The sequence below is a fragment of the Psychrobacillus sp. PGGUH221 genome (genome assembly GCF_042055255.1).
GTDB lineage: Bacteria > Bacillota > Bacilli > Bacillales_A > Planococcaceae > Psychrobacillus.
In genome coordinates this window covers 685482-707718 of record NZ_JAQMHQ010000001.1, presented here as the reverse complement: position 1 = coordinate 707718, position 22237 = coordinate 685482, and the positions used below count along the sequence as shown (strand labels likewise).

28 protein-coding genes and 1 pseudogene are annotated in these 22237 nt (G+C 37.7%); 18 read left to right on the top strand and 11 right to left on the bottom strand.

From position 1 onward, the window contains the following. The first annotated feature begins 98 nt into the window (after nt 1-98). From PGC35_RS03275 to PGC35_RS03240, 8 genes are all read left to right on the top strand, one after another. Nucleotides 99-653 carry a YdhK family protein gene (locus tag PGC35_RS03275; protein ID WP_375218170.1) on the top strand — a complete coding sequence of 185 codons (555 nt, stop codon included), beginning with the start codon at nt 99-101 and terminating at the stop codon, nt 651-653. 61 nt (nt 654-714) lie between these two features. Beyond that, on the top strand, nt 715-1041 hold the full coding sequence (locus tag PGC35_RS03270; protein WP_053590597.1) for a four-helix bundle copper-binding protein: 327 nt from the start codon (nt 715-717) through the stop codon (nt 1039-1041). Between the two features lie 177 nt (nt 1042-1218). After that, nucleotides 1219-1908, top strand: coding sequence for a hypothetical protein (locus PGC35_RS03265; RefSeq protein WP_056828161.1), 690 nt, complete (start codon nt 1219-1221; stop codon nt 1906-1908). Between the two features lie 12 nt (nt 1909-1920). Beyond that, a complete protein-coding gene (ybaK, locus tag PGC35_RS03260; protein ID WP_375218169.1) occupies nt 1921-2412 on the top strand; it encodes a Cys-tRNA(Pro) deacylase in 492 nt (163 codons plus the stop codon). 66 nt (nt 2413-2478) lie between these two features. Next, complete coding sequence (locus tag PGC35_RS03255; RefSeq protein ID WP_375218168.1) at nt 2479-3129, top strand: YczE/YyaS/YitT family protein; 651 nt, start codon at nt 2479-2481, stop codon at nt 3127-3129. Between the two features lie 78 nt (nt 3130-3207). After that, the gene (locus PGC35_RS03250; protein ID WP_053590593.1) at nt 3208-4275 is read left to right on the top strand and encodes a hypothetical protein; all 1068 of its coding nucleotides are present in this window, start codon (nt 3208-3210) and stop codon (nt 4273-4275) included. Between the two features lie 163 nt (nt 4276-4438). Further along, nucleotides 4439-5629 carry a glycine C-acetyltransferase gene (locus PGC35_RS03245; RefSeq protein ID WP_053590592.1) on the top strand — a complete coding sequence of 397 codons (1191 nt, stop codon included), beginning with the start codon at nt 4439-4441 and terminating at the stop codon, nt 5627-5629. Between the two features lie 673 nt (nt 5630-6302). Continuing rightward, nucleotides 6303-7262, top strand: coding sequence for an L-threonine 3-dehydrogenase (locus PGC35_RS03240; protein WP_375218167.1), 960 nt, complete (start codon nt 6303-6305; stop codon nt 7260-7262). A 129-nt stretch (nt 7263-7391) separates the two neighbouring features. Here PGC35_RS03240 and PGC35_RS03235 read toward each other — a convergent pair whose 3' ends face one another. The 5 genes from PGC35_RS03235 to PGC35_RS03215 form a co-directional block, all read right to left on the bottom strand. Further along, complete coding sequence (locus tag PGC35_RS03235; RefSeq protein ID WP_056828152.1) at nt 7392-8732, bottom strand: YjiH family protein; 1341 nt, start codon at nt 8730-8732, stop codon at nt 7392-7394. Nucleotides 8733-8839: 107 nt separating this feature from the next. Then, nucleotides 8840-9526 carry a bacillithiol biosynthesis deacetylase BshB2 gene (bshB2, locus tag PGC35_RS03230; protein WP_375218166.1) on the bottom strand — a complete coding sequence of 229 codons (687 nt, stop codon included), beginning with the start codon at nt 9524-9526 and terminating at the stop codon, nt 8840-8842. A 12-nt stretch (nt 9527-9538) separates the two neighbouring features. Further along, a complete protein-coding gene (locus PGC35_RS03225; RefSeq protein WP_053590588.1) occupies nt 9539-9889 on the bottom strand; it encodes a YojF family protein in 351 nt (116 codons plus the stop codon). A 137-nt stretch (nt 9890-10026) separates the two neighbouring features. After that, nucleotides 10027-10860: a bifunctional hydroxymethylpyrimidine kinase/phosphomethylpyrimidine kinase gene (gene thiD / locus PGC35_RS03220; RefSeq protein WP_056828150.1), complete on the bottom strand. Its 834-nt coding sequence runs from the start codon at nt 10858-10860 to the stop codon at nt 10027-10029. A gap of 70 nt (nt 10861-10930) precedes the next feature. After that, nucleotides 10931-11191: a hypothetical protein gene (locus tag PGC35_RS03215; RefSeq protein WP_056828147.1), complete on the bottom strand. Its 261-nt coding sequence runs from the start codon at nt 11189-11191 to the stop codon at nt 10931-10933. A 106-nt stretch (nt 11192-11297) separates the two neighbouring features. Between PGC35_RS03215 and PGC35_RS03210 the strand changes: the two genes are divergently transcribed. The 4 genes from PGC35_RS03210 (at nt 11298) to PGC35_RS03195 (ending at nt 13569) form a co-directional block, all read left to right on the top strand. Next, nucleotides 11298-12050 (top strand): DUF4230 domain-containing protein, encoded by a 753-nt coding sequence (locus PGC35_RS03210; protein WP_053590585.1) that lies wholly within the window; start codon nt 11298-11300, stop codon nt 12048-12050. Nucleotides 12051-12056: 6 nt separating this feature from the next. Next, nucleotides 12057-12710: a uracil-DNA glycosylase gene (locus PGC35_RS03205; protein WP_375218165.1), complete on the top strand. Its 654-nt coding sequence runs from the start codon at nt 12057-12059 to the stop codon at nt 12708-12710. A gap of 213 nt (nt 12711-12923) precedes the next feature. Beyond that, nucleotides 12924-13169: a YwdI family protein gene (locus tag PGC35_RS03200; RefSeq protein WP_375218164.1), complete on the top strand. Its 246-nt coding sequence runs from the start codon at nt 12924-12926 to the stop codon at nt 13167-13169. Between the two features lie 19 nt (nt 13170-13188). Beyond that, entirely contained in the window at nt 13189-13569 is a 381-nt protein-coding gene (locus PGC35_RS03195; RefSeq protein ID WP_275789201.1) for a DUF423 domain-containing protein, read from the top strand. Nucleotides 13570-13744: 175 nt separating this feature from the next. On the opposite strand, the gene PGC35_RS03190 is transcribed toward PGC35_RS03195, so the two are convergent. The 4 genes and pseudogenes from PGC35_RS03190 to hemQ all read right to left on the bottom strand — a co-directional run bounded on the left by PGC35_RS03190 (nt 13745) and on the right by hemQ (nt 15856). Then, a complete protein-coding gene (locus PGC35_RS03190) occupies nt 13745-13903 on the bottom strand; it encodes a hypothetical protein (protein WP_275789203.1) in 159 nt (52 codons plus the stop codon). A gap of 329 nt (nt 13904-14232) precedes the next feature. Further along, on the bottom strand, nt 14233-14574 hold the full coding sequence (gerQ, locus tag PGC35_RS03185; RefSeq protein WP_053590580.1) for a spore coat protein GerQ: 342 nt from the start codon (nt 14572-14574) through the stop codon (nt 14233-14235). A gap of 17 nt (nt 14575-14591) precedes the next feature. Continuing rightward, nucleotides 14592-15002 (bottom strand): annotated as a pseudogene (locus PGC35_RS03180) (cell wall hydrolase). Between the two features lie 104 nt (nt 15003-15106). Then, nucleotides 15107-15856, bottom strand: a complete 750-nt coding sequence (gene hemQ, locus PGC35_RS03175; protein WP_053590579.1) for a hydrogen peroxide-dependent heme synthase — start codon at nt 15854-15856, stop codon at nt 15107-15109. 151 nt (nt 15857-16007) lie between these two features. Here hemQ and pta point away from each other — a divergent pair, with 151 nt between their 5' ends. Together pta and lipL are read left to right on the top strand one after the other, a co-directional pair. Then, nucleotides 16008-16952: a phosphate acetyltransferase gene (pta, locus tag PGC35_RS03170; protein ID WP_375218163.1), complete on the top strand. Its 945-nt coding sequence runs from the start codon at nt 16008-16010 to the stop codon at nt 16950-16952. Between the two features lie 12 nt (nt 16953-16964). Next, on the top strand, nt 16965-17804 hold the full coding sequence (gene lipL, locus PGC35_RS03165; RefSeq protein WP_375218162.1) for an octanoyl-[GcvH]:protein N-octanoyltransferase: 840 nt from the start codon (nt 16965-16967) through the stop codon (nt 17802-17804). A gap of 154 nt (nt 17805-17958) precedes the next feature. Here lipL and PGC35_RS03160 read toward each other — a convergent pair whose 3' ends face one another. Further along, the gene (locus PGC35_RS03160; RefSeq protein WP_053590576.1) at nt 17959-18582 is read right to left on the bottom strand and encodes an RsfA family transcriptional regulator; all 624 of its coding nucleotides are present in this window, start codon (nt 18580-18582) and stop codon (nt 17959-17961) included. 158 nt (nt 18583-18740) lie between these two features. Between PGC35_RS03160 and PGC35_RS03155 the strand changes: the two genes are divergently transcribed. From PGC35_RS03155 to PGC35_RS03145, 3 genes are all read left to right on the top strand, one after another. After that, nucleotides 18741-18968 (top strand): YuzB family protein, encoded by a 228-nt coding sequence (locus PGC35_RS03155; protein WP_375218161.1) that lies wholly within the window; start codon nt 18741-18743, stop codon nt 18966-18968. A 116-nt stretch (nt 18969-19084) separates the two neighbouring features. Beyond that, complete coding sequence (locus tag PGC35_RS03150) at nt 19085-20380, top strand: HD domain-containing protein (RefSeq protein WP_056828127.1); 1296 nt, start codon at nt 19085-19087, stop codon at nt 20378-20380. Nucleotides 20381-20393: 13 nt separating this feature from the next. Continuing rightward, a complete protein-coding gene (locus PGC35_RS03145) occupies nt 20394-20909 on the top strand; it encodes a YwgA family protein (RefSeq protein ID WP_275789210.1) in 516 nt (171 codons plus the stop codon). Between the two features lie 556 nt (nt 20910-21465). Here PGC35_RS03145 and PGC35_RS03140 read toward each other — a convergent pair. Further along, entirely contained in the window at nt 21466-21651 is a 186-nt protein-coding gene (locus tag PGC35_RS03140; RefSeq protein WP_053590572.1) for a 2-hydroxymuconate tautomerase, read from the bottom strand. A gap of 66 nt (nt 21652-21717) precedes the next feature. Here PGC35_RS03140 and PGC35_RS03135 point away from each other — a divergent pair, with 66 nt between their 5' ends. After that, a complete protein-coding gene (locus PGC35_RS03135) occupies nt 21718-22233 on the top strand; it encodes a YwhD family protein (RefSeq protein WP_375218160.1) in 516 nt (171 codons plus the stop codon). The last annotated feature ends 4 nt before the right edge of the window (nt 22234-22237 follow it).

The following is a 22237-nucleotide window of genomic DNA, read 5'->3' as shown; positions in this document are numbered from 1 at the left end:
GCAATTACTATTGTGAAGAACTCGTATCCATAAAAGGAATAGTTTTCTTGTTTTATTAAAATTAATAAAGGTAAAAAATAGCTATAAGGAGGAATACGATGAAGATAAAGTTTTTGTTAGGATTAGTTTCGCTATTTACTATATTTACGTTGGTGGCATGTGGAAATAACAAAGAGGAGCCAAGTACAACTGAGGGTCATGAGATGAACCATTCAGAAATGAATCATTCTAGCTCAGGCGTGATTCCTGCTGGTTTAAAAGAGGCAGATAATCCGACCTACCCGGTTGAAAGTAAAGCAATTTTGAAAACGGATCACATGAATGGCATGAAAGATGCAGAAGCGACGATTGTAGGAGCTTATAATACGACTGCTTATGTAATTTCTTATACTCCAACTACTGGAGGTGAAAAAGTAGAGAACCATAAATGGATCATTCAAGAAGAAATTAAAAATGCTGGTCGCAAAACATTAGAACCAGGAACCGAAGTCACAATAGAGGCCAGTCATATGGAAGGGATGGATGGAGCAAAAGGAACAATAGAGTCATCTGAAAAAACTACTGTATATATGGTAGATTACACTCCAACGACTGGTGGAGAAGAAGTAAAAAATCATAAATGGGTAACAGAAAGTGAGCTAACATCAAAATAACTCTTCATATTCGGTTTGAACTCATTTTTTATAGGAAATTATACTATTAGGAGGTGAGTACATGAATTCTAAATATGATGAATGTCTAGAAGCTTGTATAGAATGTCTCAAGGCTTGCAATACATGTTTTGATGCTTGTTTAAGAGAAGATGACATTAAAATGATGGCGGGATGTATACAATTAGACCGTGCGTGTGCGGATGCCTGTGCATTTGCGATACAAGCAATGACTACAAATAGCCCTTTTGTAAAAGAAATTTGTCGACTTTGTGCGGATATATGTGAAAGCTGTGCTCGTGAATGTGCGAAACACGACCATGAGCATTGTAAAAAATGTGCGGAAGCTTGCCTAAAATGTGCAGAAGCGTGTCGCATGAGAAGTCTTTAAGTCAATATTTCTTGAAAAGATGTTAAAAAAGTCGAAGAGAGGCTTTTTTAACATCTTTTTTTGATTCTTTCGTCCTAGAAATATGCTTGAACAACTTTATGACTATAGTAAGATTGATTATTCAGATAAAGTGGTAGAATGATAAATAGGAGAATTTTAAGAAAGGGGTGACCCTATATGAATATAGTTAAATCTACTGGTAATGGTATGTCTCATCAGATTGCTAACTTGGAAGAAAGGAAAAGAGCTATACAACGTAAAGATGCAGGAGATGCATATCGAAGACAAGCTGAGTATTTTAAACCGAAAGTACCTACATTGTCAGAATTAGAGGATTTATTACTAGGAAATAAAGAGAGAGAACTTGATTCACCAGAAGTAAGTGCTGCAGTCCGTGAATTTCAACAAATAGAGAGTGCTACTAGTAAACAGCAAAATATTCTGGACATTAAAGGACCAAGCCTTTCTGTGCAAACGATTGGTGGACCAACACCTGAAAGAACAATTGAGCTTTTAGAAAAAGTACGGAGCTCAGCACTAGAACCAGCCAATCCAACTCCACAGGATGTAAGAATTGCTGCTAGCGCGACTGCAAAAATTCAGCAAGTACAATCACAGATTATATTAAATCAAGAAGCAAACCGTCAAATAGAGTTGGAAGTAAAAAGACAAATCGAAGATGAAGCAGCTGTTTTCAATCGCTCTGTTCAAGCGGATTTTCAATCTCCAAAAGTGTTAGAAGAGGATTTGGAGAACTTACAGAAAAAACGATTAATAGAACAGGCAATTGCCAAATATTCCTATCAAGTACAAATGAAACGCAATGGTTTTACAGATATGCAGCCTAGTTTCTTTCGAATAGCTTAGGAGTAACAAAATATGGTGAAGAAAAACAAAACAAATGCTGTTCGAATGTTGGAACAGCAAAAAATATCGTTTGATTTAATTGAATATGAGTTAACAGGAGATCAAGTAGACGGGGTATCTGTAGCTAAAAAAATTGGCTACCCCGTTTTTGTTGTGTTCAAAACATTAATTGTCACCGCAGGACCACAAAAATATTTTGTTTGTATTATACCAGTAGATAAAGAACTAAATTTAAAGGAAGTAGCAAAAGTAGTAGGGGAGAAAAAAGTAGAATTGCTACCACTAAAGGATTTGCTACAGACTACAGGATATATAAGAGGTGGATGCTCCCCCTTCGGAATGAAAAAACTATTTCCTACTCTTGTTGACATAAGTGCTAATAACATGGAGTTTATCATTGTAAGTGGTGGGAAAATAGGACTCCAAGTAAAACTTACGTTAGCCGATTTGCTTAAAATGACAAAAGGAAAAGTTGCTGCAATAAGTAAAAATGAAAAAGATTAGCTTTTCATCTCTAGAAAGATATAATTAAAATTATAGTTTTTTAAAGATGAAACGAGTTGATTATTGATGAAAAAGGAATTAATTTGGCGCTGGGCATTTTTTGTGGCAGGCGTTACGATCATGTCGTTAGGCATTTCGATGACAATTAAAGGACAACAATTTGGGATAAGTCCATGGGATGTTTTGCATGTTGGGCTATATAGACACTTAGGGTTATCGATTGGAACATGGGCTATACTTACAGGTATATTTATCGTGATCGTAACAATGATTGGTACGAAGAAATTGCCCCAATTAGGAACCTGGCTAAATATACTTTTCATTGGTTCCTTCATAGATATGTTTAATTGGTTATTGCCAGACATCACTAGTTTTATAGGTCAACTTATTATTTTCATACTCGGAGTGATTGTCATGGCCATTGGTGTCGGTGTCTATGTATCTCCTAATGTGGGGGCTGGACCGCGAGATTCTCTCATGTTGTTAATCATGGCAAAAACGGGATGGAGTATAAAAAAAGTACGGACAGGCATAGAAGTGATTGTGGGCTTTGTCGGGTGGGCTCTTGGAGGACCAGTTGGAGTAGGTACTGTAATTATTGCATTATTACTCGGACAATTGGTTCACTATGCTTTGCCCCTCTCTCAAAAGTTATTATTTAAAATATGTGGCTATACATTACCATTCGCAAAAGTAAGCGCTGAAAATCAGGAATGATTTTTAGTGCTTTTTTTCATAATTCTACTTTTGTGAGCATACATTATCCATTGAATGAAAGATAGAGAGGATGATGATATGAACGGTACTATTACACACTATATAGGGAAATCGTATACGGGCCAAGGAGTTAAGAGTTTTTATAAAGAAATCATACACGAAGCTAAAAAAGTTTACTTTTTAAAGGGACCGACCTCTTATCGACTGACAGAAATATTGAAGGAAATTGGCTATGTAGCATTACGAAGAGGGAATAATATGGAGTGGTTTTATGATCCCCTTCAAGAGGATGTATTGGATGGAGTGTATATTACGGATACTAAAACCCTTTATATACAAACAGATACTTTAGATCCATCTTATTATGGCGCAGGACATGAGTGGGTGCCTTATTATAATGCTTACGATGAAAGAAAACTTCATGATATCGGTCCACTCGTTCGTGATAAGCAAATTGCGAATGAGGTATGGTTAACAAAAGGGCTCCAAGCATTAAGTCGTGCAAAGGTAATTCATGATGAGTGGGAGCAACTCACACATCCTGCTATTCAATGGGATGGCATAAACAATTTGCTGACACAATTAAAAAAGACAGCGATTGGTAATGTAGCACTACAAAAGAAACCAACAGTAACGCATCGTTTAATGGGATCACTTACTCCAGTAGGTGCTAAGGATACGTTACAATCCATTTCTAAAAACTTAAAGTCTCGTTTGTTTATAAAGGGATTACCTGGTAGTGGAAAGTCTTCTTTCATCAAAAGCTTTGGAGAAGAAGCTACGAAACATGGATTAGATACTCGTCTTATTTGGTGCGGGTTGGATTCAAATAGCGTAGACGGAATTGTCGTTCCAGAGTTACAAATGTGTTTGGTAGACGCAACCAGTCCACACGTTTACGAGCCTGAAAGAGAAGGGGATGAAATAGTTGACTTCTTTCCTCATATAGACCAATCCTTAGTGAATGAAGAAAAGATTGCAGAAGTGAAACATAGATATTCAGAAGAGATGCAACTAGCACAAGACTATATATCGACGTATGCAGGAGATTTAAAGGTTATTAAGAAACTATACGATAGTGCAATTGATGAAGATAAATGGACAGAATTGCAAAATAAAATGATAGAGACTGTTGGTACTTATTAGCATGCTTCAATCAACTTAAGATATTTGAGGAATATGGAAGAATATTTTAACTAACCATTTCCCTATCAAACACAAAACCGTTGATGTTAGTCAGCGGTTTTTTTATTTTTGCTTTAATCATGGTAAGATAGAAAAGACTATTTCGCTTGAAAGGAAGATGACCTTGTCAAACGTATTAAACAATTTTTTAAAAGAAAACTTAGATGCATTGAAAAACCAAGGGCTATATAACGAAATCGACCCAGTAGAAGGCCCAAACGGAGCGAAGATAACTGTAAATGGTTCTGAACTGATAAACCTATCTTCTAATAATTACTTGGGTCTGGCAACGAACCCAGAACTAAAACGTATTGCAAAAGACGCGGTGGACAAGTACGGGGTAGGAGCAGGAGCAGTTCGTACAATTAATGGAACTTTGGATCTTCATATTAAGCTAGAGAAAAAGCTGGCAGAGTTTAAAGGAACGGAAGCAGCAATTTCCTATCAATCAGGGTTTAACTGTAATATGGCCGCAATATCAGCTGTTATGGACAAAAATGATGCGATCCTTTCAGATCAATTAAACCATGCATCAATTATTGACGGTTGCCGACTTTCGAAAGCGAAAATAATCGCTTTCAACCACTCGGATATGGATGATTTACGTGCAAAAGCAAAAGAGGCAACTGAATCTGGCTTATACAATAAAGTAATGGTCATCACAGATGGCGTATTTTCTATGGACGGGGATATTGCAAAACTTCCTGAAATCGTAGAAATTGCAAAAGAATTCGACCTCATTACGTATGTTGACGACGCACACGGGTCAGGTGTTACAGGAAAAGGGAAAGGAACTGTAAAGCATTTCGGTTTAGAGAAAGAAATCGATTTCCAAATCGGAACGTTATCTAAAGCAATCGGAGTAGTAGGTGGATATGTTGCAGGTAAAAAGGATTTAATCGACTGGTTAAAAGTTCGTTCCCGTCCGTTTTTATTTTCCACAGCCCTACCACCTGGTGACGTAGCAGCAATTACAGCTGCTGTTCAAATGATTATAGACTCTACAGAGTTACACGATAAGCTTTGGGAAAATGGAGACTACTTGAAAGCCGGATTATCTAAACTTGGTTTCAATATTGGTGCTTCTGAGACACCGATTACACCATGTATCATTGGAGATGAAAAACTGACGCAACAATTCTCCAAACGATTATTTGAAGAAGGTGTATACGCAAAATCTATCGTCTTCCCAACCGTACCAAAAGGCACAGGCCGAGTTCGGAACATGCCCACTGCAGCACACACAAAAGAAATGCTCGACGAAGCATTAGGTATATATGAAAAAGTAGGGAAAGAGCTTGGGGTAATTTCATAAAAAAACTAAGGAAAGCAGCCATTTATATTGCTGCTTCAGACTATAGATAAACTCTAAGGATTTTGAGTTTATCTATAGTCTTTTTCATCTAAAATAAAAAATTTGATTAATAGAATTGCGATTTCCGCCCCCGGCGGACGCTTTCCGCGGGCGGGGCCGAGCCGCTTCCTTCGCAAAGCTCAGTCCAGGGACTCGACTGTCCCGCTTTTCCCGCTGGAGTCGCCGCCTCCGCTCCAATCAATATATTGGATGATTACATAATGATATAAGTTAAGGATTTACATAAAAACACATCATTAGAGCTGATGGGTTAGTAAGACAATAAGTCTAATCAATGACCGTGAACAGTTAGAGATGCTGACGCAGCGTCATATTTGGGAATATTTACACCGGTAAAATACATAAATAATGTCAAAAGAGATATCTAGAGGAAAGCCTTTCGATACCTTTTGTCGACAATTCGGAAGCAGCCATTGATATGGCTGCTTTTTCTATTGTTTCTAAATTAAACCTTTTGCATAAGCTACATACAAAACTAAATAAATTCACTTGTTGTATATCACCAACGAACAGCGTATAATAAAATTTATTAAAATATTGTTATATCAACGTTCCTAAGATAATTTGTGTACTCTCTATAAATACAAATGTTTTTGAAAGGAAGAAAAGTTATATGAAAAAGATAATGGTTACTGGTGCTTTAGGACAGATTGGTTCGGAACTAGTCACAAAACTTCGAAATGAGTATGGTGCTGATAATGTATTGGCGACCGATGTAAGAAACATTTCATCAGCAGTGTCCGAAAGTGGACCGTTTAAAATTCTCGATGTAACAGATGGAGAAAAAATGCATGAGTTGGCAAAAGATTTTCAAGCAGATACGATGATTCATATGGCAGCACTTTTATCGGCTACTGCAGAAGCTAAGCCGTTGCTTGCATGGAACTTAAACATGGGTGGATTGGTGAATGCACTGGAAGCTTCTCGCGATTTAAATATGCAGTTTTTTACACCGAGTTCTATCGGTGCATTTGGACCTTCAACACCTAAAAAGAATACACCTCAGGATACTCTGCAACGTCCAACTACTATGTATGGAGTGAATAAGGTATCAGGAGAACTTCTTTGTGACTATTACTTTCATAAATTTGGTTTAGATACTCGAAGCGTCCGTTTTCCAGGTTTGATTTCAAACGAAACTTTACCAGGCGGGGGTACAACCGATTATGCAGTAGATATTTATTATAAGGCATTAAAGGAAGGGAAATACACTTCCTATATTGCTGCAGGGACATTCATGGATATGATGTATATGCCTGATGCGCTTCAATCTATCGTGGATTTAATGGAGGCAGATGGGGCTAAGTTAATTCATCGTAACGCTTTTAATGTTACGGCAATGAGTTTCGAGCCCGAGCAAATTGCAGCATCTATTAAAAAGGTTATTCCGACATTTACAATCAACTACGAGGTAGATCCAGTACGTCAAGCGATTGCAGATAGCTGGCCAGATTCGATTGATGCATCAGCAGCAGAAGCAGAGTGGGGATTCACTTATAAATATGATTTAGATGCGATGACGAAAGATATGCTTGAAAAATTGACAATGAAAAAAGCAGCGGGTTCCTTGTAAAAGGACTCGCTGCTTTTTTTGACGTACGCCACAAGATTACAGATAAAAGAAGGGTTGGTCGCGATGATAGTCACGAATCAACCCTTCAAAGTTGAAACGATTGAAACCAATATTGAAAGTGTACGATTTTTAAAATAGTAAATGTGCAACTAATGCAATGATAGGGAATGAAATAAGTGTACGCAGCAAGAAAATAACGATTAAATCTTTAAAGTTAACAGGAATTTTCGAGCCGAGTAACAAGCCGCCTACTTCAGACATGTATATTAACTGCGTAACAGACATGGTTGCGATAAAGAAACGAGTCATCTCAGAGTCAATAGATGCACCTAAAATAGAAGGCAAGAACATGTCAGCAAATCCAACGACCATCGTTTGTGCTGCTGCTGCAGCTTCAGGAATTCCGAATAGCATTAACAAAGGCTCAAATGGTTTACCAAGTATAGTAAAGACAGAAGTATATTCCGCAAGCATTAATGCAATCGTACCGAATGCTAAAACAACCGGTGCCACGCCAATATACATATCAATTACATTTTTAAAGCCATCTGAAAAGAATTTATAAATAGATCTATTACGATTCGCAGTGTTCAATGCATTTTCTAAGCCATGCGTAATTGCATTATAATTTTCTGGGTGCTTTTCCGCCTCTAAATCTAACGGTCGACCGTCAATATGGTTTTCTTCCTTGCCAGCAAGTGGATAGATTCTTGGCATAATAAAAGCTAGAACAACCCCACACAATAAAACAGTCAAGTAATAAGGGATAAAGTAATTGGATAGTCCCACTTCCTCGAGAACGACGATACAAAATGTAATGGATACTACTGAAAATGTAGAACCGATAATTGCCGCCTCTTTTTTCGTGTAGTAACCTTCCTCATACTGTCTGCTTGTTAGTAAAACCCCAATTGTTCCATCGCCTACCCATGAAGTTAAGGCATCAACTGCAGAACGACCAGGAAGTTTGAACAATGGACGCATGATTTTCACCATCATCGTACCAAAAAACTCTAGTAATCCGAAATTCAATAAGAGTGGTAGTAATAATCCCGCAAACAAGAAAATAGTAAATAGGAAGGACACCAAACCATCAGGGCTTAATAACATTCCACCTGTATTTTCATTACGAACGACTTCCGGTCCCACTTCAAAAACAATCATATAAGCAAAAATAGCTCCAATGACACGAGTCACGGTCCAAAATGGGGTTACTTTAAAGAGATTATTAATAAATGTATTCTTTTTAGGAACGAATAAAAACATCACTGAACCTATTGCTGCTATCGACATTGTTACGAGAGAAACCCAGTGAATAACTGGTTCTAATACTCCTGCAAGAAGACTAGCAAAATAAGCAATGGGAATTTGTGTTGCTCCTTCAATTGGCAAAGGAATCATAAATAATATTACACCTACTATAGAAGGTAGTAGGAATAGAAACCAAGTAGACAGTGAAAACTTTTTCAAAGTGTTAGACCAACTTTCTGTAAATGAATAAATATGCGTTTGGTGTAATCATTCATACATATTAATTCATTTAATATGGGAAGTCTATAGGATTGCGTTATGTTCCATTATTCGAAATCTTTACTAAAATTGTACGTATAGAAACGTTCATAATGAAGCCAATTTTCTGCTTCTGGTTCACCATCTGCTAACCGTTTCTCCATTTCCTCGAGCATCCAAGCTGTTTGAGAAATATGTGCTCTCATGGAACCCATTTTTTCTTCTTTTGATTCTTTAATATTATGAATTACGTCTGGCTCTCCAAGAACTTCTCTTGAATTGTTTGAAAACGCAAGTGCATACACTGTAGGACGTTTTTCTTCTGGCATACGACGGACAGCTCGTATCATCGCACGACCAGTAGCGTCATGATCAGGATGTACTGCATAGTTTGGATAGAATGTAATAACTAGAGAGGGGTTTGTGTCTTTTATTAAATTCTCCATCAGTTCTACCATTTTTTCATCATCTTCAAATTCTACTGTTTTGTCTCGAAGACCCATCATTCGAAGGTCTGTCACACCCATAGACTTTGCAGAAGCAAGAAGTTCTTGTTTTCGAATTTGAGGTAGTGTTTCGCGTGTTGCAAACGGAGGGTTGCCTAAGTTTCTTCCCATTTCTCCTAACGTTAAGCAAGCATATGTTACGGGAATTCCCTGTTTTATATATGTAGCAATCGTACCAGAAACACCGAAAGCTTCGTCATCTGGATGAGGGAATACGACCAAAACGTGTCGTTCCATTGGTAAAGTCATTTCAATTCCTCCTTAATAAGTGAATGGTGTTCTGCTAATTTGAAGTGCAACTGCAAGTTTTCCGCTTTGATCATGACCTGCCATTAATAATCGACCATGCTCATCTAACTCATAATGTGTGATTCCTTGGGCATAAACCCAACCGTGCGGAAGTTTAAGGCCAACTCGATGTGGTGCCTCACCGGCTACTTTTCCAAGTTCATAACGTATAACCACATTGCGAATAAAAGCACCTGCATTAAAAACATTCTCATTAAAATGAGTTGCATAAGCACCATTCGTTGTTTCTAAATGTATATAAACATCTTCGTTTGCAAAATTATTTAAAAGCTCTTGTAACTGCTCTACATGGACAAGTTCCATTTTTAAATAGCCTCCTAGCATACTGTCTTTTATTAGTATAATGAAAAAATGTTTTTGATGCGAATGATTGAGCTATTAATGATCAAAACAAAAAACTCGCAAAGCCAAAGAGACTTTGCGAGAAATTAGAAATAATATTAAACGATAGTAGTGGTAACTTCGGGTGCACCGAATTTACCTTTCGCTCCGTGAAGAACAGGTCCAACGTATTGGTTTAGTTTCCAACCATGTGTAATTGCTGCAGAAACAAATTCTTTTGCTTCGAATACTGCATCCGACACTGTCAGTCCATTTGCTAAGTTTGCTGTAATTGCAGCAGCGAATGTGCAACCAGCACCATGATTGTAAGTTGTTTCTGTTTTTTCTGTTTCTAATAATGTGTGAGTTTGTCCATCATAGAATAAGTCTACTGCTTTTTCATGTGCTAATTGTTTACCGCCCTTAACTACAACATTTTTTGCACCAAGTGCATGTATTTTTTCGGCAGCAGCTTTCATGTCTTCCACAGTTTTTAATGCGCCAAGTCCAGAAAGTTGTCCAGCTTCGAACAGATTAGGTGTCACAACTAAAGCACGTGGAAGTAAAAACTCGATCATTGCATCCACAGTACCAGGGTTCAACACTTCATCCTCACCTTTACAAACCATCACCGGATCTATAACAACACTGCTTACTCCAGATTCTTCAATAATATTACCAGCTGTCTCGATAATTTCTTCTGTACTTAACATTCCTGTTTTTATAGCATCAACATCTGTTGATAATGCTGTTTTTGCTTGACGCTTAATTTCCTCAACGGGAATAGAGTATACTCCGTGGCTCCATCCATTGTCAGGATCCATCGTAGCAATAACAGTTAATACGTTCATTCCGTAAGTTCCATGCTCTTGGAACGTTTTTAAATCTGCTTGTATTCCAGCGCCGCCTGAAGTATCAGAGCCTGCAATCGTTAATGTTTTTTTGATAGACATGGTGTAATTTCTCCTTTTTCTTTGCATTATATAATATTTTTAATTATAACAGATTAGATCATTATTTTGTTTAAGGTAGTTTTGGAGCAGTCCATAATTTAATTAAAACAAATACTAAAATAATTGCAATGATAAAACAAATACTAGATCCTATGAGTATTCCGTTTATAAATAAAGAAAATGCTAAAAAGATAAGAAATGCTATTAATAGAATCATTCCCAAAGTAAAGCAACCCATTCCAATATTTTTAGCTTTTTCTGGAACTTCATTCGACGTACTAGCAGCTTTTTCTATATTTTTTAGTTTTTCACGAAAATGTAAATCGGCCATTTGCATGTCTCCTTTTTATTATCCTATCATGTATTGGATAGTTGTTAATATAGAAACTTTTCGGTACTGTTAAACGTAAGAGATTAAGAGGAAAAGAGGGGATGACATGCGAAACGACGATAAAAAAATTCGTGAAATGGAAAAACTATTAGAAGAGTTAAAAGCACAGAAAGAATCAGCAGCTACCATTGTAGAAAATCCAACTAGAAAAGGATTCGGATTTTGGAAGGTACCGCGTGTTTTATCCAATCTGCGTTTTAAAACTTTTATGGTTTTAGTTATTGCTGTTCTTCTATTATTAGCTGCCTTACCATTTGCTGCTTTTTGGGCAATAAAAGGAAGTACATTCACGGAAAGCAAAGGATCGTTTCTGGAGCAGGTACAAGCCTTGAATGAATTATCGACTGCTCAAGCATTTACAAAAGTAATTATTGAACGACAAGATAACGCGGTATTTGGAAAAGAAATCGGTATTGATTTGCCAGGAACAAAAAGACAATTACTCGTAGTTGTCCCTGGTTCGGTAAAAGCAGGAGTGGACTTCTCTCAAGTAACAAATGCTGATATAAAAGTGGATGAGAAAAATAAAACTGCAGAACTAACATTACCTAAAGCTCAATTTTTAGGAGGACCAGAAATTTTATTTGATCAAGTAGAAGTATTTTCTTATGAAGGATTATTCCGTGAAAAAGCGGATATAGAAGAAGCATACGAGCTTGCTGAAACTGCCAAGGAAATGATGATAGAAGAGGCAACAGGACAAGGTCTATTGCAACTTGCAGAAGAAAATGCTGCAACATCTGTAAAAGAAATGTTCGGATTGGTAGATTTTGATGTACAGGTTGAATTTAAGGAGTGATGTGTCATGACAACTTGGAAAGAAATATTAGACGAAGAACGTAGTAAGTCATACTTCTTAAAACTAAACGACTTTCTAGACAAGGAGTACACAGAACATACTATTTATCCAGCACGGGTGGATATCGGAAGTGCTCTTCGTGCCACGCCTTTTAACGAAGTGAAGGTAGTAATTCTTGGTCAAGATCCGTATCACGGGCCGGGACAAGCCCATGGTATGAGTTTTTCTGTAAAGCCAGGAGTTGCGATTCCACCAAGCTTACGCAATATGTTCAAAGAACTTTTGGAAGATATCGGTTGTCCTCTTCCTACAAGTGGTTATTTAGAAAGCTGGGCAAAACAAGGAGTATTATTGCTCAACACGGTTTTAACGGTTCGTGCAGGAGAGGCTAATTCACATAAAGGACAGGGGTGGGAAGTACTCACGGATACCATTATAACTAAGCTATCTGATAGAGAAGAGCCGATCATTTTTGTCTTGTGGGGTAAGCCGGCACAACTAAAAAAGAAACTGATAGATACAAGTAAGCATGTTATTCTAGAAGCCCCACACCCGAGCCCACTCAGTGCACATAGAGGTTTTTTTGGAAGCAAGCCCTATTCTAAAATAAATGCACAGCTAGCAGCATGGGGAGAGAAGCCAATCGATTTTTGCCTCTAGTTATGCTAGTATATGGAATGGAAAGTGGGGGAGTGAATTGGCCGTAAACTGTTTTAAATGCCGACACTTTTTTACTACATGGGATGCAGGTCATCCACGTGGCTGTAGGGCTTATGGGTTTAAAACGAAAGAGCTTCCGTCTGTATTGGTGAAACGTACATCTGGGATGGAGTGCTTGAAATTTGAACCGAAGCAAGGGGAGGGTCATAAGAAATGATTTCTAGTGAACAAATATTAATGCAAATAGAAAAACAAGTGCATAAAGCAAAAATGGAAACGAATGAACAATCGACAAGAGAGGCATTAGTTGCGATTCGTGCATTATGTGATGTCGTGTTAGATTCCTCGGCAACTTTACCTCCTGTTTTAAGCACGGTTCCAACAGCTCCAAAAGTATCTACGCAATCGAGTGTATTAAAAGAAGACGATGCAAATGGAGAATCATTATTTGATTTTTAATAGAAAGTAGGAGGTCAATATGAAATTATTTATCATTGCAGGGGCTATCAATGGATTTCTTTCGGTTGCACTAGGGGCATTTGGTGCACATGCTTTAAAAGCAACTTTATCAGAAAAATATTTAGCTACTTGGGAAACTGCTGTACAGTATCAAATGTTTCATGCACTTGCACTAGTGGCAATTGGCATATTGATGAGTGAAAAATTAATCGGTCATGTGTCATCCTTGAATACTGCAGGTTATCTTATTTTAGTAGGAATCATTTTATTCTCCGGAAGCCTATACGTATTGAGCTTATCAGGTATTAGTGTTCTTGGTGCCATCACACCAATCGGTGGCGTAGCGTTTTTAGTCGGATGGATCATGTTAATCGTTGCTGCAGTAAAATATGCAAGTTAATTAATTGGAAGGCCAAAAATAATCATCCCCGTTATGTATTGAAAAGACAGGTAATTTTAAACGCTAAGTTGAATACTATCTTAACATTCATTTTAACACCGCCTATAGCGGTGTTTTTTTACAACAAAAAACAGCCCATTTAAATGAGCTGACCCGTTTAATATTCCATTTTTATTTATATATTTTGATTCTCTTTAAGTCGTTTATTTTCTTCTTCCAATTCAAGGATTCTTCTTCTATTCGATCTTTTTGTAGCCCGAACAATGGCAATAATTATCACTACAAAAATCAATAACCAAAAAATCAATGGCAAAATTGCTAAGAAAGTTTCCATGTAATTCCCTCCCTGTTAGTAATCATAATCTAAAAATTCATCACATGCAGTAAATTTTCAGAATTTATTCTCGAGACTTCTTGGCTTGTAATTATTTTCTAGAAACTATTAGAAAATGGCGGAACGAGACAAGTTCACCGATAAACGAGACTAATTTGTCCAGGAGCGAGACTAATTCTAGCATAATCAAGACCAATATCCACATAACCGAGACCATTTCACATAGTTATCCTTAAAGTGAGATATTCTATAATTGTATAAGAGATACCAATTCGTTAGTCGAGTTCAAATTAAAAAGCTTATCCTTGAAAACGGATAAGCTTTTCATTTTATAAATTGTAGTTGATTTCCTCATCAAATGTTACATAATCTAAGTAAATCATAAGCATTAAGTATCTTTTTCCGCTAGGATCACTAAGAATGACATGATCTCGACCAGCAGCTTCGATATAGCCTTTAATCACTTTGGCGTTCCATTCCTTATTATTTTCGAAAGTGAAATAAAAGGTACCAAGCTTTCCTTTGTTCATTCTTAAAATGTTTTCAATGTAGGATTCTTCCTGACGAGCGGCTGCGGGTGTGGTTGGTTGAATGTTTGGTGGGGTCATTTGTTGCTGTTGTTGTGGTTGTGGTTGTGGATAGCCTCCAGGGTACCAATAATATTGAACCATTCATACATCCTTTCTTTTTAGATATTTGGACAATCTGTAGTTGTAGGAGAGTAGAAGCAATGTGCTTTATAACGTCCGGCGTTCCATTGGTTATACCATTGGGGAGGACAATCGCCTGGGGGTTCAAAAATTCATAATGAGCGTTCTGCAGGATAAAAGCGTTCGCCTTGAACAACCCGTTTAGCTATAAGAATCCCGTGCTCGTTGATAAAAATAGGATTTTTGTATTGCTTCAAATCCACCAGGACTTTGAAAAACCATTTCTTCCAGGTTACGGATATCTTTGAAATCTAGGCAGTAGACAAGAACTCGGTTCACTCCGACATTCCCTACCATAAGCATTCCAGATCGCCTTCACCCTCTGCCTCAGCACGCATTAGCCTTGCTAGTAAATCCAGTTGTTTATCATTGTATTGGATTACTGCCAACGCATCACCTCCTACACTACACTATGCAAGGAGATCTATCATCATACCGAAATGCATGGATGCTAAATAAAAAAAGCTGCATAAGCTGCAGCTTTTTGTAACGATTAAATATTGAAAAACTCTAAGCGTTTTTCTCCTGCAAGAATGGTACCGATGAAGAATGAACCGAATTCTGCATAACGAGCACTTACTTCGTCAAAACGCATTTCATATACTAATTTTTTAAATTGAAGTACATCATCTGAGAATAAAGTAACGCCCCATTCGAAATCATCGAATCCGACAGAACCAGATATAATTTGTTTTACTTTTCCTGCATAACCGCGGCCGATTTTCCCGTGACTAGCCATTAATGCACGGCGATCATCCATAGAAAGCATATACCAGTTATCATTGCCATCGCGACGCTTGTCCATCGGATAGAAGCAAATGTATTGTGAACGTTGAAGCTCTGGGTATAAACGAGCACGTACATGTGGATTTTGATATGGATCCTCGTTAGATTCGCCAGCAAGATAATTAGACAATTCAACTACAGAAACATAAGAGTAAGCAGGGATTGTAAAATCCGCAATTGTTAATTTATTAAACTTTGCTTCTAGTTCTTGAAGTTCATCCACTGTTGGACGTAATGTCATTAACATGAAATCGGCTTTTTGGCCTACAATTGTGTAAAATGCATGTGCGCCTGTTTTTGCGTCATCTGCTTGTTGTAATTCGTCTAGGAATGCGACAAATTCATCCGTAGCTTGTTTACGAAGTTCTGGATCAACTTGCTTCCATGATGCCCAGTCCATTTGTCGGAAATCATGTAATACGTACCAACCATCTAGTGTAATTGCTGCTTCATTCATTGAGTAAGACACTCCTTTTAATTAAAATTTCGCATTTTTAGTGTATCATACAACCGCCAAACTTTCCCGTTTAGCATGCACTTACGCATGACAATGTGTGACAAAGTCGTGTATGCTTGAATTAACGAAAAAGATAGTAGGAGGGCTAAATATGGCAGATTTATTTCAAGAGTTAAAAGATAAATTAAGAAATGCCAATATATCCATTGTGCTGCCTGAAGGAACGGATGAACGTATTATTGAAGCTGCATTAAAACTTCAAGAAGAAGGAATAATAAAGCCGGTTGTAATTGGCACTTCTCAAAGTCTTCCTAAAAATCTCACCGTTATTGACCCTGAAACGTATGAAGAAATAGATGAGCTGGTGCAGGCATTAGTAGAACGACGTAAAGGAAAAGTTACCCAAGATGAGGCCAGAGAGCTATTAAAAGACGTTAATTATTTTGGAACTATGCTTGTGTATACAAAGAGAGCGAACGGATTAGTAAGTGGAGCAGCACATACAACAGCTGAAACGGTGAGACCTGCACTTCAAATTATTAAGACAAAGCCAGGTATCTCTAAAACAAGCGGGGCTTTTATTATGGTGAAAGACGACCTTCGTTATGTATTTGCAGATTGTGCAATTACAATAGCCCCAACGAGTGAAGATTTGGCAGAAATTGCAGTAGAAAGTGTGAAAACTGCTGCAGCTTTCGGAATAAAACCAAAAGTTGCAATGCTATCTTTTTCTACCAAAGGCTCTGCACAATCAGAAGAGACCGAGAAAGTAGTGAAAGCAACAGAAATGGCAAAGAAATTAGCCCCAAATGTTGCGATAGAAGGTGAATTGCAATTTGATGCTAGTATCGTCCCAGCAATCGCTGCAAAAAAAGCACCTGAAGCGGTTGTGCAAGGGGATGCAAATGTATTTGTTTTTCCATCACTGGAAGCTGGGAATATAGGATATAAAATTGCGGAACGTTTAGGTGGATTTGAAGCAATTGGACCTATTCTACAAGGATTGAATGCACCAGTAAACGATTTGTCACGCGGATGTTCTGCAGAGGATGTATATAAGCTGGCTTACATTACAGCAGCACAAGTGTTGAATTAAGGAGTTAACTAAATGTCTCAAATAGAAGATTTATTACAGCAAGAAACATGGCGATTTTGGGATCAATCGCTTAGTGGAAAAAGTCGTTCTGCCTTAGAGTCCTTTGCTTCGGATGATTTGCTATGCCATTTAGTTGGGCAAGGGCAGTCCCCCGCAACGGTTCGAACATGGGTACACGACAATACGGTTGTGCTTGGAATTCAAGATCATCGTCTCCCGTTTGTAGAGGATGCACAGAATTTCATACGTACACGAGGGTATTCTCCGATAGTTCGTAATTCTGGTGGACTTGCGGTTGTTTTGGATGAAGGAGTTCTTAATATTTCAATTGTCTTATCTGAAATCGATCAGTCTATTGATATTCCTACTGGATATGAAGTAATGCTTGAATTTGTTCGTCTATTATTCCCAGAAGCAGAAGGGAAAATTGAAGCTTATGAAATTGTAGGATCGTATTGTCCAGGTTCATATGATTTAAGTATTGGTGGAAAGAAGTTTGCTGGAATTTCTCAGAGAAGACTGCGTCAAGGAATCGCCGTTCAAGTTTATTTATGTGTGGAAGGTAGTGGAAGCGAGCGAGCAGATTTAATCCGTCAATTTTATGAAATTGGTGTACAAGGGGAAGAAACTAAATTTAGTTATCCAGTAATCAAACCAGAAGTCATGGCATCTTTAAATGAATTACTGGATGCCTCTTTTACAGTGGAAGATATCGTCATTCGCACCCAACAAATCTTACAACATCTATCTACTAACGTTGTCTCTCAATCTGCCACACAAGAAGAAATGGAACTCTACATGTTTTATTTGCAGCGGGTAGTAGATCGAAACAAAAAGATGCTTGATAAGTAGTTTTACTTTCAGTCTGAACGAAAAAGCTTGTCAATCAAGTTGGAAGCGAAGATAACATAAGTTCATGAGCTTACAACGAAGTCAAAACGCGATTTATTGCAAGCAAGGAAAAGTGAAAGTGTTTCTCAACAGTAAGAAAAAAACCACCAACTTTTTAAATGGTTGGTGGTTCTTTTGATATTAGGTTACCGTTTTTCTCCATTTGAAATACTGGAGTAGTTGGTGCGTCTTCATCATTCAATGTAACCAATCGTCTAGCACGGTTCATAATTTGAACGAATTGCTCGTAATCTTGTTTAATTGCAGCATTTTCTTTTTCCAGCTTCGCAATTTCACTTTCTAGTTTTCTAATTTTCTCAGTAGAAACGTTTGCTAAATGGCGATATCTTGAAATGTCTGAATCACTATGTTGTAATCGAACAAGATACGCAATGATTATATCAATTGATAATGCAGAAACTGGTATAGAAGCTGGACGCTCACCGCTTTCAACTGGCTTTGCTAGATAAATACCATTTCCTCTACGTCTATAGTCTTTTCCTAATAGACGAAGTTTTTCTTTGCGTTCTTTTTTTGCTTCTTTCAATTCTTTTTCATATTGATGACGTACTACTGCATTCCAGCGAAATCCACATGCAGCAGCTGTACGATTCAATTCATCCCCAGCTTCTTCAAATGCATTTAATTGTGTGCTGCCTTCTCGTACATGTCGTAGCACCATCTCTGCAAGCATTTCGTCGTTTTCTTCCATCCATGCGTCTTGTCTTATTTTTACCATGTTTGTCCTCCTACCATGTTCATAGTTTCGTTGTTCTATTAACATAATGGACAACTTAGTGCTCTTTTATTCACGTAAAATACACTTGATAGCAATATAAACTTTAAGATACAATGACCTGTAGACTATTACTATATATAGAAAGGGTTGTGGACAATATGGCAAACCATTTTCGAGTTTGCGATGAGTGTCAGGCCGTTAATTTAAAAACGTTAATTCCAAAGCTCAAAGCGATAGATCCAGAGGCAGAAATTGAAATTAATGAATGTCAATCATACTGTGGACCAGGTCGAAAAAAGACGTTCGCCTTTATTAATAACCGTCCAGTTGCTGCCTTGACCGAAGATGAATTAATGGAAAAAGTACGAGCCAAACTTGAAGCATAAATAGAACCTATACCGCTTTCAAAAAGCGGTTTTTTTCTTTATAATAGATGAAATACATACAGCTCAGCACCTTGGTAGAGATAGGTGCTTATGCTTTAAATCACGGAGGTGGCTATATGAGCTATGCATCGCAGAAGCTAGCAGAAGAAAAAGTGTTTAAAGACCCAGTTCACCGGTATATTCATGTCCGTGATCAAGTAATATGGGACGTAATTGGAGCGAAGGAATTTCAGAGACTTCGTCGAATTAGACAGCTTGGAACTACCTATCTAGTTTTTCATGGCGCAGAACATAGTCGTTTTAATCACTCTCTCGGAGTATATGAAATTGTTCGCCGTATAGTGGATGATAGTTTTAAAAATCGACTCGAATGGGATGAATCTGAAAGACTTGTAGTATTATGTGCGGCTCTTCTTCACGATTTGGGACATGGCCCTTTTTCCCACGCGTTTGAAAATGTGTTTGATCTTGATCACGAAGAGTTTACGAGGGCAATATTGCTTGGTGATACGGAAGTAAATGAAATTTTACAGAGAGTAAGCGAGGATTTCCCGCAAAAAGTAGCAGATGTCATCGCAAAAACCTATTCAAACAAACAAGTAGTCAGCTTGATATCCAGCCAAATCGATGCAGATCGTATGGATTATTTACAGCGTGATGCTTATTATACAGGCGTTAGCTATGGTCACTTTGATATGGAACGTATTTTACGTGTCATGAGACCTCGAGAAGACCAAGTAGTTATAAAATCAAGTGGGATGCATGCGGTAGAAGATTACATAATGAGTAGATATCAAATGTATTGGCAAGTGTATTTTCATCCAGTATCTCGTAGTGCAGAAGTAATTTTAACGAAAATTTTACATCGTGCAAAGGCTTTAAGTGAAAGTGGTTATGATTTCGAGCAACAACCTACTCATTTTAAATCTTTTTTTGATGGCACTTTTTCCTTAAAAGAATACCTCGCATTAGATGAGGGAGTTTTACTAACTTACTTTCAACTATGGATAACGGAAAAAGACTCGATTTTAGCTGATTTATGTGATCGTTTTGTCAATCGTAAGCTGTTTCAATACATTGAATTTGATTTGGCTAAGGATTATATGAAGATGAGAGAGTTGGAGTTATTATTTAAAAAAGCGGGTATAGACCCAGAGTATTATTTAGTTTTTGATTCGTCATCAGACTTACCATACGATTTTTATCGTCCTGGCGAAGAAGGAGAAAGAATTCCGATTCATCTACTTATGCCAAATGGTGAAATTCGAGAGCTCTCCCGAGAATCAGAAATAGTCGAAGCAATATCAGGAAAACGTCGAACAGACCATAAATTATATTTTCCAGAAGATTTTTTAACAGAAGACGGCAAGAAAAAAGCTTTGAAGAAGCAAATATTAGATTTGTTAACATAAAGGTGGGGTCAAATTGCTAGAAGAACATGCAAAAATTGTACAATTTATCGGAGCAGCTGACGGAATTACTGGAAGAAAAAAACTTCAAAAGATGGTATATATAGCGAAAAAACTACAGTTTTCATTTAAAGAAAAATATGAATTTCATGTATATGGACCCTATTCAGTGGAGCTAACAACTCGTGTAGAAGAGCTATGCAATATGGGATTTTTGAATGAAGAAAGACAAGATAAAGGGTCATACGTACAGTATAAATACCAAATGACTGACGAGGGAGAGCACTTTGCTCAAATGGCCCAATTAGAGGATGCAAGTCCAGCATTAGTTTCTTGTATTACGCAGATGAAAGACAAAAGCTCTAGATTCTTAGAGTTAGTTTCCACTTTGCTGTACTTCGACCATCTGCCAAAAGATGAGCAAATAGAAAAGCTTCACGTTGTTAAAGGAAAACTTAATTTTTCGGAAGAAGAAATTGAAGAGGCATTTTCTTTTGTAATGAATTTAATGAATGAACGAGCTGTCCAATAAGGGCAGCTTTTTTTATTAATTTTCATGAAAATATCGAAATTGTCGAATTAATGGACCCGTTAATTTCCGTTCGAGGCGGACGCTTTCCGCCGGCATGGCTTCAGCCGCTTCCCTCGCTCTGCTCAGTCCAGGGTCTTCAGCTCATGTTATTCCGGCTGGAGTCGCCGCCTTCCACTCCAATAAACTATTATCCGCTTTTCAATTAGAAAATCATCATGCCATTAAGAGAACAAGTTTTTAATTACGTTTTTCAATTAGTATTTATAGAAAATCGTTGAAAAAGGCGACACTCCTGTGGGAATAGCGTTAGCCGAAGATGAACTGCAGCGCAGCGAGGAGGCTAAGGCAACGCCCACGGAAAGGGAGCCGTTTCACCGATTTTCTTATTTATCGGTGACATTGTTTAGCAAAATTAAATTCTATAGACTTTTGCCTTCGAGCGGAGCGAAGGAATCGGCTCGGCCCCGCACGCGGAAGGCGTCCGCCAGCGAAGATCAACAAGCCAACTTTATTGTAAATAAAATAGAACCCCTTATAGAAAGGGGTTCGAATCTGATTATTGATCACTAAAGCGTTTGCCAGCTACTGCATAATGATTTTTTGGCATTTCTTCGATGAAGACTACTACATTTTCTACAGGTGCATTGGAAGTTTCTGCAACAGCTGCTGTTACTTTTTCAACTAATGCCTTTTTTTGCTCTTCTGTACGACCTTCAAGCATTTTTACTGTTACGTATGGCATTTCATTTCCTCCTTTAGTGAGATTTTCTGTATACTAATATCATAACAGAACGGAGGGAACTTTCGAATGGGTAATGAAGAAAAAACAAAACAAAAAATGGGCTTTACCATTATTAAAAATGATCCGACGGACGGACATAAAGGATTTGGGGTAGGTTCTCTATCATTAGAGAACGTGTCGCCAGTCATTATTGATATAGAAGAAGGCGTTGCAAGAGTAGAAATTGGAGCGATGCATGCAAGAAGTGATACAGAGCGAGGTATCAAGTTTACGACTAATCGTGAGGATTCTGAGGGGGGAAAAGGGTACTGGCTTGTATGGGTGACGATAGATCACAAACAAGATGGCCCCTATTACGCTGGAGTGGCGGCATGTGAAATGGTTATTAACCGAGAAAAACGTCGTGGCTATAAAATGTTAGCGGATCACGTAAACCGAATGGATAAATCAATGAAACGCCATATACTTGTAGACTTTATGGACGATCGTTCCAAAGCTATTTTGCGTGACTTTCTGCAATCTCACAATAAAGAAATGTGGGATCGAAGCGAAGAAAAGCTCCACAAAGATTTGAACACTTAAATTA

Excerpts from the sequence above, each read along its gene's own strand:
- PGC35_RS03275 (WP_375218170.1), top strand. The coding sequence starts at position 99 with ATGAAGATAAAGTTTTTGTTAGGATTAGTTTCGCTATTTACTATATTT.
- PGC35_RS03270 (WP_053590597.1), top strand. The coding sequence starts at position 715 with ATGAATTCTAAATATGATGAATGTCTAGAAGCTTGTATAGAATGTCTC.
- PGC35_RS03265 (WP_056828161.1), top strand. The coding sequence starts at position 1,219 with ATGAATATAGTTAAATCTACTGGTAATGGTATGTCTCATCAGATTGCT.
- ybaK (WP_375218169.1), top strand. The coding sequence starts at position 1,921 with ATGGTGAAGAAAAACAAAACAAATGCTGTTCGAATGTTGGAACAGCAA.
- PGC35_RS03255 (WP_375218168.1), top strand. The coding sequence starts at position 2,479 with ATGAAAAAGGAATTAATTTGGCGCTGGGCATTTTTTGTGGCAGGCGTT.
- PGC35_RS03250 (WP_053590593.1), top strand. The coding sequence starts at position 3,208 with ATGAACGGTACTATTACACACTATATAGGGAAATCGTATACGGGCCAA.
- PGC35_RS03240 (WP_375218167.1), top strand. The coding sequence starts at position 6,303 with ATGAAAAAGATAATGGTTACTGGTGCTTTAGGACAGATTGGTTCGGAA.
- bshB2 (WP_375218166.1), bottom strand. The coding sequence starts at position 9,526 with ATGACTTTACCAATGGAACGACACGTTTTGGTCGTATTCCCTCATCCA.
- PGC35_RS03225 (WP_053590588.1), bottom strand. The coding sequence starts at position 9,889 with ATGGAACTTGTCCATGTAGAGCAGTTACAAGAGCTTTTAAATAATTTT.
- thiD (WP_056828150.1), bottom strand. The coding sequence starts at position 10,860 with ATGTCTATCAAAAAAACATTAACGATTGCAGGCTCTGATACTTCAGGC.
- PGC35_RS03215 (WP_056828147.1), bottom strand. The coding sequence starts at position 11,191 with ATGGCCGATTTACATTTTCGTGAAAAACTAAAAAATATAGAAAAAGCT.
- PGC35_RS03210 (WP_053590585.1), top strand. The coding sequence starts at position 11,298 with ATGCGAAACGACGATAAAAAAATTCGTGAAATGGAAAAACTATTAGAA.
- PGC35_RS03205 (WP_375218165.1), top strand. The coding sequence starts at position 12,057 with ATGACAACTTGGAAAGAAATATTAGACGAAGAACGTAGTAAGTCATAC.
- PGC35_RS03200 (WP_375218164.1), top strand. The coding sequence starts at position 12,924 with ATGATTTCTAGTGAACAAATATTAATGCAAATAGAAAAACAAGTGCAT.
- PGC35_RS03195 (WP_275789201.1), top strand. The coding sequence starts at position 13,189 with ATGAAATTATTTATCATTGCAGGGGCTATCAATGGATTTCTTTCGGTT.
- PGC35_RS03190 (WP_275789203.1), bottom strand. The coding sequence starts at position 13,903 with ATGGAAACTTTCTTAGCAATTTTGCCATTGATTTTTTGGTTATTGATT.
- gerQ (WP_053590580.1), bottom strand. The coding sequence starts at position 14,574 with ATGGTTCAATATTATTGGTACCCTGGAGGCTATCCACAACCACAACCA.
- hemQ (WP_053590579.1), bottom strand. The coding sequence starts at position 15,856 with ATGAATGAAGCAGCAATTACACTAGATGGTTGGTACGTATTACATGAT.
- pta (WP_375218163.1), top strand. The coding sequence starts at position 16,008 with ATGGCAGATTTATTTCAAGAGTTAAAAGATAAATTAAGAAATGCCAAT.
- lipL (WP_375218162.1), top strand. The coding sequence starts at position 16,965 with ATGTCTCAAATAGAAGATTTATTACAGCAAGAAACATGGCGATTTTGG.
- PGC35_RS03160 (WP_053590576.1), bottom strand. The coding sequence starts at position 18,582 with ATGGTAAAAATAAGACAAGACGCATGGATGGAAGAAAACGACGAAATG.
- PGC35_RS03155 (WP_375218161.1), top strand. The coding sequence starts at position 18,741 with ATGGCAAACCATTTTCGAGTTTGCGATGAGTGTCAGGCCGTTAATTTA.
- PGC35_RS03150 (WP_056828127.1), top strand. The coding sequence starts at position 19,085 with ATGAGCTATGCATCGCAGAAGCTAGCAGAAGAAAAAGTGTTTAAAGAC.
- PGC35_RS03140 (WP_053590572.1), bottom strand. The coding sequence starts at position 21,651 with ATGCCATACGTAACAGTAAAAATGCTTGAAGGTCGTACAGAAGAGCAA.
- PGC35_RS03135 (WP_375218160.1), top strand. The coding sequence starts at position 21,718 with ATGGGTAATGAAGAAAAAACAAAACAAAAAATGGGCTTTACCATTATT.